The organism is Serratia sp. CY33802 (genome assembly GCF_052169095.1).
Taxonomy (GTDB): Bacteria; Pseudomonadota; Gammaproteobacteria; order Enterobacterales; family Enterobacteriaceae; genus Serratia; species Serratia bockelmannii.
This window is the reverse complement of record NZ_JBJNLL010000011.1, coordinates 70,095-84,539: the sequence shown is the minus strand read 5'-3', so window position 1 is coordinate 84,539 and position 14,445 is coordinate 70,095. Positions and strand designations below refer to the sequence as shown.

Annotated in this window: 7 protein-coding genes and 1 riboswitch; of the genes, 2 read left to right on the top strand and 5 right to left on the bottom strand. The window is 62.9% G+C overall.

What is annotated here, in order from left to right:
* Positions 1-2 precede the first annotated feature (2 nt).
* Together ACJ8HA_RS22720 and ACJ8HA_RS22715 are read left to right on the top strand one after the other, a co-directional pair.
* A complete protein-coding gene (locus tag ACJ8HA_RS22720; protein WP_043139634.1) occupies positions 3-995 on the top strand; it encodes an ABC transporter ATP-binding protein in 993 nt (330 codons plus the stop codon).
* 207 nt (positions 996-1,202) lie between these two features.
* A complete protein-coding gene (locus ACJ8HA_RS22715) occupies positions 1,203-2,852 on the top strand; it encodes a Na/Pi cotransporter family protein (RefSeq protein WP_016930295.1) in 1,650 nt (549 codons plus the stop codon).
* A 47-nt stretch (positions 2,853-2,899) separates the two neighbouring features.
* Here ACJ8HA_RS22715 and ACJ8HA_RS22710 read toward each other — a convergent pair whose 3' ends face one another.
* The 5 genes from ACJ8HA_RS22710 to ACJ8HA_RS22690 all read right to left on the bottom strand — a co-directional run bounded on the left by ACJ8HA_RS22710 (position 2,900) and on the right by ACJ8HA_RS22690 (position 14,428).
* Positions 2,900-7,726, bottom strand: a complete 4,827-nt coding sequence (locus tag ACJ8HA_RS22710; protein ID WP_197813164.1) for a hemagglutinin repeat-containing protein — start codon at positions 7,724-7,726, stop codon at positions 2,900-2,902.
* 45 nt (positions 7,727-7,771) lie between these two features.
* Positions 7,772-9,451 carry a ShlB/FhaC/HecB family hemolysin secretion/activation protein gene (locus ACJ8HA_RS22705; RefSeq protein WP_043139641.1) on the bottom strand — a complete coding sequence of 560 codons (1,680 nt, stop codon included), beginning with the start codon at positions 9,449-9,451 and terminating at the stop codon, positions 7,772-7,774.
* A gap of 385 nt (positions 9,452-9,836) precedes the next feature.
* A complete protein-coding gene (gene panS, locus ACJ8HA_RS22700; protein ID WP_197759126.1) occupies positions 9,837-10,754 on the bottom strand; it encodes a ketopantoate/pantoate/pantothenate transporter PanS in 918 nt (305 codons plus the stop codon).
* Between the two features lie 142 nt (positions 10,755-10,896).
* Positions 10,897-12,264, bottom strand: coding sequence for a lysine-sensitive aspartokinase 3 (lysC, locus tag ACJ8HA_RS22695; RefSeq protein WP_149570346.1), 1,368 nt, complete (start codon positions 12,262-12,264; stop codon positions 10,897-10,899).
* Positions 12,265-12,372: 108 nt separating this feature from the next.
* Positions 12,373-12,567: riboswitch (Lysine riboswitch) on the bottom strand.
* A 52-nt stretch (positions 12,568-12,619) separates the two neighbouring features.
* Entirely contained in the window at positions 12,620-14,428 is a 1,809-nt protein-coding gene (locus tag ACJ8HA_RS22690) for a cation:proton antiporter (protein ID WP_004936687.1), read from the bottom strand.
* Between the last annotated feature and the right edge of the window lie 17 nt (positions 14,429-14,445).

Sequence of the window (14,445 nt, the reverse complement as noted above, 5' to 3'; positions counted from 1 at the left end):
CGATGGCTTATCTCAACGTCACCCGCCTGAACAAACACTATGGCCAGACCCAGGTGTTTCAGGATATCGATTTCACCGCCGAAGAGGGGGAGTTCGTCACCCTGCTGGGGCCGAGCGGCTGCGGCAAATCGACGCTGCTGCGCTGCCTGGCCGGCCTGACCCCGGTCGACAGCGGGCAAATTTTATTGCAGGGCCAGGATCTGGTACCGCTGGCGCCGCAAAAGCGCGGCATCGGCATGGTGTTCCAAAGTTATGCGCTGTTCCCCAATATGACGGTGGAAGGCAACGTGGCATTCGGCCTGAAAATGCAGAAGCTGGCGGCCGGGCAGATCGGCCAGCGGGTGCAGGAGGTACTGGCGCTGGTGGAGCTGAGCGATCTGGCAAAGCGCTATCCGCATCAGCTGTCGGGCGGCCAGTGTCAGCGCGTGGCGCTGGCGCGATCGCTGGTCACTCGCCCGCGTCTGCTGCTGCTCGACGAACCGCTGTCGGCGCTGGATGCGCGTATTCGCAAACACCTGCGCGAGCAGATCCGGCGCATTCAGCGCGAGCTGAACCTGACGGCGATCTTCGTCACCCACGATCAGGAAGAGGCGCTGACCCTGTCGGATCGCATCGTGCTGATGAACAAGGGGCAGATCGTGCAGAGCGGCGACGCGGAAACCCTGTATACCCAGCCGGCGGACGCCTTCGCCGCCGGATTTATCGGCAACTATAACCTGTTGACCGCCGAACAGGCCGCCCAACTGACCGGGCGCAGCTATGCCGGCAAGGTGGCGATCCGCCCTGAGTCCATCGGCCTGTTACCGGCCGGGCAGGGGATCGGTGGGGTGATCCTGGGTCACAGTTTGCTCGGGAATGTGGTACGGTATCGGATTCAGGTTTGCGAGATAGAATTGCTGGTTGACGTGCTCAACCGTTCGGTGGCCGACCTGCGGCCCGACGGCGCGGAAATTGGGCTACACTTGGAACCTGTTGTATTGCGGGAAGTTGCATGACTTCGCAGCGCGGCGCCGGGGCCTTCCCGCCGCCGCATTAACCCTTCTCTTCTGCGGTCTGCCGCCCGCCCGCTGTCCTGCCAGACCTACGCCCGGCAGGCGGGACCGCGCACTGTACCCGTCATCCTTTGGCTCGCCTCTCTGCGTCGCGTGACAAGCATCGGGTATCAGCCTCCTTTGGCCGGGCGTTAATGGAGCGTATCTTCCGTGCTGACCCTTCTTCACCTGCTTTCGTCCGTGGCGCTGTTGGTGTGGGGTACCCACATCGTGCGCACCGGGATCATGCGGGTTTACGGCGCCAATCTGCGGCGCGTGTTGAGCGACAGCGTTGAGAAAAAGCCGCTGGCGTTCGTTTCCGGCATCGGCGTGACCGCGCTGGTGCAAAGCAGCAACGCCACCGCGCTGCTGGTGACCTCTTTCGTCGCGCAGGGGCTGGTGGGGCTGGCGCCTGCGCTGGTGATCATGCTGGGCGCCGACGTCGGCACCGCGCTGATGGCGCGCGTGCTGACCTTCGATCTTTCCTGGCTGTCGCCGCTGCTGATCCTGGTCGGCGTCTTCCTGTTCCTCAGCCGCAAGCAAATGCGGATCGGCCAGATCGGACGCGTCCTGATCGGCCTTGGGCTGATCGTGCTGGCGCTGGAGCTGATCGTCGCCGCCGCCACGCCGATCACCCAGGCGGCCGGGGTGAAAGTGCTGTTCTCGTCGCTGACCGGCGACGTGATGCTGGACGCCCTGACCGGCGCGCTGTTCGCCATCGTCAGCTATTCCAGCCTGGCGGCGGTGCTGCTGACCGCCACCCTGACCGCCACCGGCGTGATTTCTCTGAAGGTGGCGCTCTGTCTGGTGATCGGCGCCAACCTCGGCAGCGGCCTGCTGGCGATGATCAACGCCAGCGGGCAGAACGCCGCCGGGCGGCGCGTAGCGCTCGGCAGCCTGCTGTTCAAGCTGGTGGGCTGCATACTGGTGCTGCCGTTCGTCTCCTATCTGGCGGATTTGATGGCTCAGCTGCCGGGCGGCAGCGAAGAGCTGGTGATCTATTTCCACGTGTTCTACAACCTGATCCGCTGCCTGGTGATGATCCCACTGGCCGGGCCGATGGCGACGCTGTGCGAGCGGCTGATCGTCGACGAAGCGGCCGACGATCCGCGCATGCGGCCGCGCCATCTGGACGCCAGCGCGCTGGACACGCCGACGCTGGCGCTGGCCAATGCGGCGCGCGAAACGCTGCGCATGGGCGACGTGGTGGAACACATGATGATCCTGCAACGTGAAGTGCTGCACGGTAAGCAGGGGGTCGATAAAGAGGTGCGGCGCCTCGACGATGACGTCGACGTGCTGTACACCGCCATCAAGCTGTATCTGGCGCAGATCCAGAAGGAAGATCTGGGCGAGGAAGACTCGCGCCGCTGGGCGGAGATCATCGAAATGGCGCTCAACCTGGAACAGGCGGGCGACATCATCGAGCGCATGGCCGGCGACGTGGGCGCCAAGTCGCACGCCGCGCGCCGCGCCTTCTCGGCGGAAGGGTTGGCGGAGCTGGACGGGCTGCACGAACGGCTGATCGGCAACCTGCGCCTGGGGCTGTCGGTGTTCCTGTCCGGCGACGTCACCAGCGCCAAACGCCTGCGCCGTTCCAAGCACCGCTTCCGCATTCTGGATCGCCGCTACGCGCACGCGCACGTCGATCGTTTGCACCAGCAAAACGTGCAGAGCATCGAGACCAGTTCGTTGCATTTGGGATTGTTGGGGGACATGAAGCGCCTGAACTCGCTGTTCTGCGCGGTGGCTTACAACGTGTTGGATCAGGATGCCAAGGACGACGATCGCGACTGGGAAGACACCCCGAGCACGCTGTAAAAAAACGCCCCCGGTTTTAACCGGGGGCGTTGTGCAGGAAAGGCGCGTTATTTGCCGCTGAACACGCCGGCTTTGGCATCCGCCTGTTTTGTTGAGGCATGGCCGCTGACGAACGGCACGTTGCCGTCAACGCCCTGTTTCGCCGCACCGGCGGCCAGGCCGCCAACCGTGGCCGCCGCATCGACGCGGCCGCCGCCCTGATAGCGTTGGCCGTTGACGTCCTGCTGGCTGACCTGGCTACCGCCCAGTTCCACCTTGCCTTGCTGGCTGCGGATCTCGCCGCCGGTCAGTTGGGTTTGGCCGCCGACCTGCAGCGCCACGCCGTTCTTACCGGTGATCGCCGATTGCTCGCCGACCGCGTTGTTGTTCACCACGTCGGCATTGACCTTGAGGTGCCCCTGGCGACCGGCCGGACCGGTGATGCTGTCTTTCACCGCGCCGCCGACGGTGCGTGCGCCGCGATCCCACAGCGGGCCTTGCGGTTTTTCGCCGGTCGGCGTTGCCGGCAGCGTGACTTTGCCTTCGGCCTTGCTGAAGCTGACCGCGCCGGTGGTGTCCTGCTGCGGATCGAGGCGACGCGCCACGCTGTTGTACTTGTCGGTGGTGGCGTCGGCCACTTTGTTCACTCCGGCCTCCAGTTTCTCTTTCACCTTACCGGCGTAACGTGGTGTGCCGACCTTCGACAGCTTGGAGGTGATGCTGCTGCCCGGATCGTTGCTGTGGCTCAGGCCGGCATCCACATCGACCTTCACACCGTTCTCAACGTCTTTGCGGCTTTCAACGTGCAGATTGCCGCCCACCTTGCCTTGTACGCTGTCGGCATCGACACGCGCGCCGGCGAGACGGGTGTCTTTGCCGCTGTTGATCGCCACGTCGCCCGCGGTGATGCCGGTGTTGGCGTGGGTGGTTTTATCCTGCTGTTCCACGCCGACCTTCAGACCGGCACCCAGCGTGTGGGTATCTTTGCCAGTGTTCGGGTCGACCTTGCCGCCGGCGTCCTTGTTGAAGGTTTGGCCGCCTTTGGCGTTGGCTTTGATGCCCAGGCTCCAGTTGTCCTTATGCTGCTCGTTTTTGGCGGACTCCAGCAGGATGCCGCCGTTTTTCGCCTCGAGCGCGGCGCTGCCGCCGCTGACTTTGGCCCCCTGCAGATGCAGTGCGTCATCGCCTTTGCCGTTGGCGGACAGGGTGACCTTGCCGTCTGAGGCGATAGTGGCGCCCTGACGCTCGGTCGTGGACTCATTCACCTTGGCGATGTCGAAGGCGCCGCCGGCGGAGAGGTTGCCGCCGGTTTTTTCCTTGCTGTCGCTGCTGCCGGCGCCCAGATCGATATTGCCGGACAGCTTGCTTTCCTTACGCGTTTGGGTCGATTCCGCCGCCTGCAGTGCGACCTTGTTACCCGCGCTCAGGCTGACGTCGCCCTGGCTCTTGACGTTGGTGCCCTGCAGCGTCAGATCGCGGCCCGCCTTCAGCTCAACGCCCTGTTGGCCACTGACGTTGCCGACCTGCGCGGTGCTGCTGCTGCTTTCGCCGTTGTGGGTGCCGCCGCCGAACCCGGCGCCGAAGTTTTTACTGTCGGCGGTGAAACCGCCCTTGGCGGAGGCTTTGACGTTAAAGCCGCTGTGGCTTTCGCTCTGCTTGTCGCTGGCCTGATCAAGGCGGATATCGCCGCCGGCGTTGACGGCGGTTTTACCGCTGCCGCCGTTCAGCGCGGTGCCCTGATAGACCGCGTCTTTTTTCACGTTGACGTTGATGCCGTTGGCCGCGTCGATCGAGCCGGTCACCGCCTGGCTGGCGCTGCTGTTGCTGCGCTGGGTGCCGCCTTCGCCCTTGGCGTCCACGGTCAGATCGCTGCCGGTGGAGGTGTAGACGCGCACGCCGGCGCTGCCGCGGGTATCGCGGCTCTGCTCTTCCTGACGATTTGTCGCAGCTTCGCTGCGGTGGCTGTCCGCCGTCAGCGTGACCGCGCCTTTGTTGGCTTGATATTGCGTGCCCTGATCGCGCACTTTGCCTTTGGCGTTGATGTCGATGCTGCCGGCTTTCACCGAGCTGACGACCGCCTGCGAGCTGCTGCTGCGTTTTTCGCTGCTGCCGCCCTGTGCGCCGATATCCAGGCCGACGTTAGGCGCGCCGATGCCGCCGATGTCGTTGATGACGCCGGTGGCGTCCAGCTTGGCCGCCTTGCCGACCGCACGCTCGACCGGACGGGTCACGGCGCTGTAATCGACGTTGGCACCGATGTTCACGCCGACGTCGGTTTTGGTGGTGTTGCTGCTGGTGGTGTCGGCAGCGGCCAGGTGATCGACGTCCGCGGCGTTTTCTTGATAGGTGCCGCCGACGCTGTGCTGCGCACCTTGCTGGGTCAGCTTGTCACGGGCGTTGACAGTCAGGTTGCCTTTGACGTCGCTGCCGGAGGTGACGGCCTTGCTGCTCTGCGCCTGTGTTTTGCTGTTCTCGTAGCCGGCCTCCACACCGCTGCCGAGCTTGTCGATGCCGCCGGTGTAGTAGAAACCACCGCCGACCTTGGTCTGCTCGGTATTCGAGGTGGTTTTGTCGTCCGCCGCCAGGAACGAAACCTTATTGCCGCTGACGCTGGCGTCGCCTTTGTCGGCGACCAATTTGGATCCGCTGAAGGTCACGTCCTTATCCGCGTCGAGCTTCACGCTGCCGCCGCTGAGGGTGGCGCCGCGGTTCTCGGTGCGGGTGGTTTTCTCGCTGTCGCGGGTGTGTTCGATGCGTAAACCGGCGCGGTATTGCTTGTCGCCGGCTTCTTTGGCGTAGCCGTTGACGGTGAGCGCGGTTCTCTGCTCGTCGATGTTCTGCTGCTGCTCGGCGGCCTTGACGTTGATATTGCCGGTCTGCGACGTGACGCTCAGCTCGCCGCCGCTGGCGACCTGGCTGCCGATCACGTCGGTGTCCTTACGGCTGACCAGCTTCAGGTTGGTGTCGGACTTCAGCTCGCTGGCGGTGCTGCTCTGATAACTGTTATCGGCCTTGTGCGAACTGCTGGTGATGTTGAAGGCGGTGCCGGTACGCGCGTCGATTTTATCCACGGTGGTGCTCAGCGCGTTGTCGATGCGCAGGCCGCCGTGGGTGGCGGTGACTTCGCCGCCTTTCTGGCCGCGCGCCTTGCTGCCGGTAATGGTGACGCCTTGCTGACCGTTCAGGCGCAGGGTGCCGCCGCTGGTCAATTCGGAAGCGTGGCTGACTTCGCGGCGATTGCTGTTGTTCTTGTTGTCGCCGCCGCCGATGCCGCCCCAGGAGGTTTTGTCATCGCGCACCGCTTTGGCGTTGGCGGTTTTCTGCACCCCGACCTGGATTTGGTTATCTGCGTCGATCGTCAGATCGCGCTGGGCGTGGACCTTGGCACCCTGAGTCGAGACATTGCGGCCAGCTTTCACCGTCAGTTCGCCCTGGCTGCGCAGTTTACTGGCCTTCAGGCTTTCGCTTTCGTCGCTGCTGCTCCAACTGCCGGTGCGCAGGCTGGAGGTGTGGTTGCGCTGATAGCCGCGTTCGCTGGACTTATCTTTCTCCACCAGCCCGGCGAGGTGCACATCGCGCGCCGCTTTGACGCTCAACGCCCGGTCGGCGCTGACGCTGGCGCCCAACAGGTTCACGTCTTCCCGAGTACTGACGAGTTTGGCGTTGCCGCTGGCGGCGACGGTGCTGCCCGCCTGCTGCAGTTGCTCGCGTTCGCGGGTGACGTCGTATTGCCAGGAATAGAACCAGCGGTCGTCGGTGTGACCTTGAGTTTGCTTCAACTGCTGGCCGTCGAGCGTCAGCTTGCCGCCCTGCAGGGTGATGTCTTCGCCGCGAATATCGGTGGCGGTGAGGTGCGCGTGGTTATCCGCCACCAGGCTGATGTTCTTGCCTTTCAGCTCGGTGCGGGTCAGCTTCTGGCTGCTGCTGCGATCGTTGACGTAGATGCCGCCACGGTAATTTTGATAGTTATCGCCGCCGTTTTTGTTGCTGCTGGCATCTTCAATGCGGCTTTCGCTGCGAATATCGTAGGCTTTCACCTTGAGTTCGTCGCCGGCAGCCAGCGTGCCGGCCAGCTTCACGCCGCTGCCTTGCGCGGTGTTGATGATGTTGATGCGCCCGGCCTGCATGCTGCCGAGGTAGTAGCTGTCCAGCGCGGTCGTCGGCTGTTCGCTGGCCAGCACCTTGCCGTCGCGCGCCACGCGGTTAAGGCCGCTGATGGCGTTGATCGCCGCCGGCGTCACTTTGCCGTTGCGGTGGGTGAAGTCTTGTACGATGACGTTGCCGCGGCTGTCTATCTTCGGTGCGATCAGATCCAGCACGCCGCTGGCGTTCAGGGTGCCGTTGAGGCTCAGGGTATTGCGGTTGCCCAGGGTGCTGTAGCCCTGCAACAGGCCGTTTTCCACCAGCGGGTTGCCGACCACCAGCGAGGAGCGGCTGGTGTTGATGAACCCGCAGCCCTGGCAGCTGATGCCGTTCGGGTTGGCCAGCACGTAGTCGGCCGCCATGCCGAAGATCTCTTGCTGGCCGTGCAGCAGCGACGGGTTGCGGCCGATCACTTCATTAAGGATCACACTGGCTTCGCGTCCGCCCAGATTCGGGTTGGCACCCAGTTGCCCGGCCAGCTGCGACAGCCCCGCCTCGCGGGAGTTGTTCAGCACCGCGCCGGGTTGGTTGACGTTGAAGTCCTGGTATTGGTTATGCGACAGTCCGCTGCCGTTCGGCGCGACGATGTCGACCACCTGGGCGCCGGTGGCGGCGGTGGAAACGCCGGGGCCGTTGGCGCCGTTGGCCGCGACGATCTCTCCGGCGTAGGCGCCGGTGGAAGCGGCGAGAATTATCGCCAGCGCGGCGGCCAGTTTGCCTGCCGCCGAAAGTCTGAAGTTATTATTTTTCATCCATGTATCTCCGTATATTGCCGTGGGGTCCTGCAAAACTGCTGATTAAAAGGTGTAAGAAAAGCGCGCCAGCACCTGAACGGGATCCTCGGGCGTGGCGTGGTTCGACAAGATCCAGCCGCGGCTGACCTCCAGATCGACCAGCGCCTGGCGGTAGCGTAACGTGGCGCCGCTGCTCAGCCCGGCGCTGCTGCGCCAGCCCGAGTTATCCTGACGCGGCAAAATGCGGCCGACGTCGGCGCCAAGGCGCGGCGTCAGCGTGGCGGCGCCTAAATTGAAGCTGCGCGACAGCGTATTCTGCAGATACCAGCCGTTGTCGCCGGACTGGGTACTGCGGCTGAAGCCGCGTACGGCGCTGCGATCGGTGAGGCTCAGCCACTCCACGCCGGGCAGCGGGTCGCGGCTGTACTGGCCATAGAACAGGTTGTTGAGCTGATAGGTGGCGTCACCCAGCTTGAGACGCTGGCTGAGGTTGGCGAACAGCTTGCCTTTGGTGAACTGGCTGTCGAGGTGCACCGAGCTCGGGTGGCGATCGGCGCCCAGCCATGGCAGGCCCTGTTCGACGCTGAGGTTGGCGCTGAACACCCCGTTGGGCAGAATCTGCAGGTGGCTGGCGCTCAGCTCGGCCAGGGTCAGCGTGGGGCTGCTGACCTCGAGGCGCACGCTTTCGAAGTAGTTATCGATGCGCTTGTAGGTCAGCTGTCCGCTCAGGCTGTCTATCTGATCGTGATCGCGGTAAAACACGTAGTCGCTGCGCAGACCGTACTGTTGGGTCTGGCCGTGCAGTTTGACCACGTTGTGCGGCAGCTGCTGGTGGTTCTCATAGGACGAGAAGCTGGCGAACCCGCTGAAGGTGAACGCGCCGTACGGCAGCGAATAGAGCAGGGTATAGGCGCGATTATAGCGGTGAGCCGGGTTTTCCAGCGTGCTGTTGGCGTTCAGGCTGACGAAGTCCGACAGGCCGAACGGGCTGTCCAGCGTGGCGGTGGCACGTGCCAGCCACTGGCCGGTGCTTTTTTGGCCGTAATTATCCGTGCCGGCGGTAATCAGCCAGGGCTTGGCATGCTGGTTGCGCAAACGAATGACCGAACCGCCAACCTGATGGCCGGGCAATATATCCAGCTTGGTGGTATTCGATTGCAAACGGTTGGCCTGATCCAATCCCTGGTCGAGTTCGGTTAATTTCAACGGCTTGCCTTCCAGCCCCGGAAATAATAAACGACTGTTGACCCAGCGATCGCCGCCTTCTATTTTCTCGATAAATCCTTCGGTGACGCTTAACCCCAATTCTCCTTGTGAATTAGGGCGAACAATTTGCACGCGCGCGGTGATATAGCCCTTTTGCACATAAAGACGCGTTAATTCACGGGTCAGGCGATTGATATCGTTGCTGCTGATGCACTGTTCCGGCAACGCGCTCAGGGCGGATAAATCGCTCGGCGAGAGCAGGGTGACGCCCTGCAGATAAACGCCGGCGATCGGCAGGCACTGCGCGGACTGCGGCAGGGCGGGCGCGGCCGGCTCCGGCTCCGCCAGCAGGCGTTGCTGCTTCAGCTGCTGGTAACGGCGTTGCTCAATCAACTGGTTGACTTCACGCGTGCTGTCTTGCAGCGCGCGGCGCGACTCGCCCATCGACATATCCCGCATCATGTGGGCATCCGGCAGGGTTTCGGCGGAAAGGGCCGTGCTGACCAACAGCGTCAAGGCGGTGATTTTTTTTATCATTGTAATCCATTATGAGAGGCCGCCGGGGCAGCCAGCCCAATCCATGAGGTTAACCACGGGCGGCCGAGGGCCGGCCCGAAATAATGAGCGACATGCACATTGCGAGGTATCTTGATTTGCCGCAGCAAATAAGACGGTGGGTATATATCTAAATAATAATTAGGCTGCTTCTTTTATGGCGGGCAACCCTGGTGACTTAATTAATTAAAAAAAGTAGAACGTCTCTTCCTCTTGCCAACATTATCGGCATGGATAGGAAGAATCTGAATTTTTATTTTTCACGGATGATAGGGGATGAGGGAAATTATGACAATCCGACCAGTGGGAAATACGAAATTTCGCAGGGAAGAAACGGGACGCAATTGTTTGCGTCCCGACAGGCGGTTTATTTTTTCTTGATAGGGCGGCCGGACCAATACCCTGCCAGCAGCGAACCGGAGAGGTTGTGCCAGACCGAGAACAGCGCGCCCGGCAGCGCGGCCAGCGGTGAGAAGTAGATTTTGCCCAACGTGGCTGCCAGCCCGGAGTTCTGCATCCCGACTTCGATCGCCAGCGTGCGGCAGGTGGACTCGTCGAAGCCGAACAGTTTGCCGCCCCAGTAGCCGCTCAGCAGGCCGATGCCGTTGTGCAGGATCACCGCGACGATCACCACCAGACCGACCGAGGCGATATGGCTTTGGCTGCCCGCCACCACCGCGCTGATGATGGCCAGAATGCACACCATCGACAGCGCCGGCAGCAGCGGCTCGATGCGCTTCACCGTTTTGGTCAGGGTATGGTGGACGATCAGGCCCAGGCCGATCGGGATCACCACGATCTGCAGAATGCTTAACAGCATGCCCATGATATCGACGCTGATTTTGGCGTCGACGTACAGACGGGTCAGCAGCGGCGTGGCGAACACCCCCAACAGCGTTGAGACCGCCGAGATGGTTACCGACAGCGCCACGTCGCCCTTGGCCAGATAGATCATCACGTTGGAGGCGGTGCCGCTGGCCACGCTGCCCACCAGCACCATGCCGGCGGACAGATCCGGCGGCATGCGGAACAGCATCGCCAGGATCCAGGCCGCCAGCGGCATGATCAGATAGTGCAGGAAGATGCCTGCCGCCACCGGGCCGGGGCGCGCCAGCACGCGTTTGAAGTCGTCCAGTCGCAGCGTGACGCCCATGGCGAACATGATCAGCATCAACAGCGGGCTGACGTAGGGGCCGATGCCGGTAAAGGTGGTCGGCGTGTAATAGGCGGCGACGGACAGCAGTATCGCCCACAGGGGGAATAAACGCGTGAGTAGAGCCAACATGCAGGTTTTCCTTAGCCAGATTGAGAACGATGGGTGTGGTTGTGTTTTTTGCGGGTTCAACAGGCTGAACCCCTGCAGGTTTTGAACGGATTTTTTAGACGCAGGGGCGCAGCATGCTGCGCCCGCAATCAGGGATAATGACTTATTCGAACAGGTTGTGATGCAGGGTACGCACCACCTGTTCGGCTTCTTCGCCCGGCACCAGGAAGCACAGGTTATAGCTGCTGGCGCCGTAGCAGATCAGGCGGATATTGAACGGATCGAGCACGCCGAACACCTCTTTGCCCACGCCGCAGGCGCGCGACAGCTGGTTACCGATGATCGCCACCAGCGCCAGGTTTTCTTCCACTTCCACCCGGCACAGCGACGACAGTTCGGTCAGCAGTGAGGTGGTCAGCAGGCTGCCGCCGACGGAGGTGGCGCCGGTGGTGTCCATGGTCAGCGCGATGCTGACTTCCGAAGTGGTGATAAGATCGACGGAGACATTATGGCGCGCCAGGATGTTGAACACCTCGGCCAGGAAACCGCGCGCGTGCAGCATGTTCAGGCTGTGCAGCGTCAGCAGCGTTTGCTTGCGGCGCAGCGCCAGCGCGCGGAACAGCGGCGGATTCTCGGTGGTGTTGCACACCAGCGTGCCGCCGGCCGCCGGATCCTTGCTGGAGCCGACGAACACTGGAATGTCGCTGCGCACCGCCGGCAGCAGGGTGGCCGGATGCAGCACTTTGGCGCCGAAGGTGGCCATTTCCGCCGCCTCTTCGAAACCGATTTTGTCGATGCGCTTGGCCGCCGGCACCACGCGCGGATCGGTGGTGTAGATGCCCGGCACGTCGGTCCAGATATCTACCCGGCCAACGCCGAGCGCCTCGCCGAGCAGCGCGGCGGTATAGTCGCTGCCGCCGCGGCCGAGCGTGGTAGTGCGGCCTTTCGGCTCGCTGCCGATAAAGCCCTGGGTGACCACCAGCGCTTCCTGCAGGCGCGGCTGCAACTGCGTCCGGGCCAGTTCGCTGAGCGCGGCGCTGTCCGGCACGGCGCGGCCAAAGTGATCGTCGGTGCGCATCACTTTACGCACGTCGAACCATTCGGCCTGCACGTTGCGGGCGCGCAGGATTTCCACGAACAGCAGGGTGGACATCAGCTCCCCATGGCTGACCAGCTCGTCGGTCAACGCCGTCGAGGTGGCCAGCGACGCGGCCTCCGACAGCATGGCGATGTTTTCCAGCAGGCGGTCTATCTCGTCGCGGATCACCGCAGGCGCCGCGAGGCGATCGAGGATGGCGTACTGGATGCGACGAATTTCATCAAGCTGGTAGTTGCGCTTGTCGGCCTCGCAGCCTTCGGCCAGGGCGACCAACAGGTTGGTGACGCCCGCCGAGGCGGACAACACCACCAGGCGGACCTGCGGGTTGGCCAGCACGACGTCGGCGCTGCGGTTCATGGCTTCAAAGTCGGCGACGCTGGTGCCGCCGAACTTGGCTACCACGGTGGAATTCTGGGGTACTGCTTGGTTCATGTAGAAACCTCGTGTCAGGGATGCCCGTTTGGGGGCACTGTAATTCCATAGCCTTGGCACAAGGGGAGAGCGGTAAACAGGGGGCAGGCGTAGAGGTCAGGCTACGATACACCCAGAAGCGCCCCACCTTGTCGATCGCCCTGTGGGCGATCCCCTGGTGACAACCCAGGGGATTCAGCCCCTGTAGTCGATACGATAATGGCCGGCCATTATCGTACCTCGGCGTCGCTCCCCCTCGGGTGCCGTCAACGGAGAAACGGCTCCTCTGACACTCTACCTGGGCGACGCGCCTCTTCTGGCTTGCGCACCGGGTGCGCAAGTAGGCTGTTAGGAATAGCCGGTTATTGCCATTCTGTCAACGTACGGACGGTGAGGGATTTTCATCTTGTACCAGCGCGATAAGCGTACAGGGCATCGCGGGCGTGGAACCGGCGCCAATCGGTTGCAGAGAACCGTCTTCCTTTTGGCTGAATAGCGGGATAACGCCCTGATGTTTCTCCAAATACTCCAGCCAACCGAAATTTTCGTTCAATTTGGTCGCTTTGATGGTGGCCCCCCTGGCGAGCAGGCTGCTCAGGCGGCCGTAGGTGGCTTCCTGATTAAATAAAATTTCATGCCGGCGGAAACGCGAACTTTCCGCGCTGGCGCCGCGCCCTTTCAGCGGCGCCCCCGAACGGATGGCAAACACGTGATCCTCGCCGAAGAGATGGCCGAAGTGGTAGACCGCCAGCGCGTTCTGGTGGCGATTGGGCGACAGCGCCAACACCTGAGCGATATTGCTCAGATCGAGGTAGTTCTCGGCGTGTTCGGAGTAGGCGTGGCCATAATAGGCCGGAATGCCGTCCATACGCGCCTGACGGTAGTATTCCCAACTGCTGTCGGTGACGATCACCGGCACGTTCAGCTTGATCAGCGCCTGCGCCAGCATGCGCGCCACGCTGTTGGCGCCGACGATCAGTACGCCGCGCGGCTTTTGCTGCTGCACCCGCAGCCAGCGCGCCATCATGCCGCTGGTCAGGCTTTGCAACACCACGGTACCGATGATGATGGCGAACACCACGGTCACCAGCCGGTCGGCGCCCTGATAGCCGCTGCGCTGCAGCGTCAGCGCGAACAGCGAGCTGACCGCCGCGGCCACGATGCCGCGCGGGGCGATCCAGCACAGCAGCAGCCGATCGCGCCAATGCAGGGAAGAGCGCCAGGTCGAGACCGCGATGCACAGCGGCCGGGCGATAAACTGCACCGCCAGCAGCAGCAGCAGCAGCGGCCAGCCCATGTTCCACAGCGCCTGGATGTCGAGCCGCGCCGCCAGAATGATGAACAGCGCCGAGATCAGGATCGCCGACAGTTCTTCTTTGAACGCCAGAATATCGCTGGTATCGACGTCGCGCATGTTGGCCAGCCAGATGCCCATCACCGTGACGGTCAACAGGCCGGATTCGTCGGCGATGGCGTTGGAAACGCCGAAGGCGGTCAGCATGATCGCCAGCACCGCCAGGTTCTGCAGGTAGCGTGGCAGCCAGACGCGGCGCAGCGCCAGGCCGAGCAGGTAGCCGAACAGCGCGCCGGCGATAAGGCCGACGGCGGCAGTCACGCCCAGCGTCCAAAACAGGTGGGTATAGGACTCCGCATTCTGCTTCAGTACGATGAACTCGAACACCAGCAGGGTGAAGATGGCGCCAACCGGATCGATGACGATCCCTTCCCAGCGCAACACCTGGTTAATGTTGGCGTTCGGTCGCACCACGCGCATCAGCGGAGCGATCACCGTCGGCCCGGTCACCACCGTCACCGCGCCGATCAGCGCCGCCAGCTCCGGCGGGAAATCCAGCAACCACCAGCTGGCGAGGCTGATGACCAGAAAGGTGACCAGCATGCCGACGGTGACCAGATTACGCACCACGCCGCCGAGGCCGCGTATCTCCTCGAAGCGCAGCGTCAGCGCCCCCTCGAACAGGATGATCGCCACCGACAGCGACACCAGTGGAAACAGCAGATCGCCGAACAGCAGATCCGGCTGCACCAGATGCACCGTCGGGCCGAGCACGATGCCGAACAGCAGCAGCGGCAAAATGGCCGGCAGACGCAGCAGCCAGGCCAGCCACTGCGCCAGCAGCGACGCCAGGCCGATAAGCACCAACATAAGTGGGGCGGATAATTCCATAAGCGAGATCCCTTTCA

Excerpts from the sequence above, each read along its gene's own strand:
- ACJ8HA_RS22720 (WP_043139634.1), top strand. The coding sequence starts at position 3 with ATGGCTTATCTCAACGTCACCCGCCTGAACAAACACTATGGCCAGACC.
- ACJ8HA_RS22710 (WP_197813164.1), bottom strand. The coding sequence starts at position 7,726 with ATGAAAAATAATAACTTCAGACTTTCGGCGGCAGGCAAACTGGCCGCC.
- ACJ8HA_RS22705 (WP_043139641.1), bottom strand. The coding sequence starts at position 9,451 with ATGATAAAAAAAATCACCGCCTTGACGCTGTTGGTCAGCACGGCCCTT.
- panS (WP_197759126.1), bottom strand. The coding sequence starts at position 10,754 with ATGTTGGCTCTACTCACGCGTTTATTCCCCCTGTGGGCGATACTGCTG.
- lysC (WP_149570346.1), bottom strand. The coding sequence starts at position 12,264 with ATGAACCAAGCAGTACCCCAGAATTCCACCGTGGTAGCCAAGTTCGGC.
- ACJ8HA_RS22690 (WP_004936687.1), bottom strand. The coding sequence starts at position 14,428 with ATGGAATTATCCGCCCCACTTATGTTGGTGCTTATCGGCCTGGCGTCG.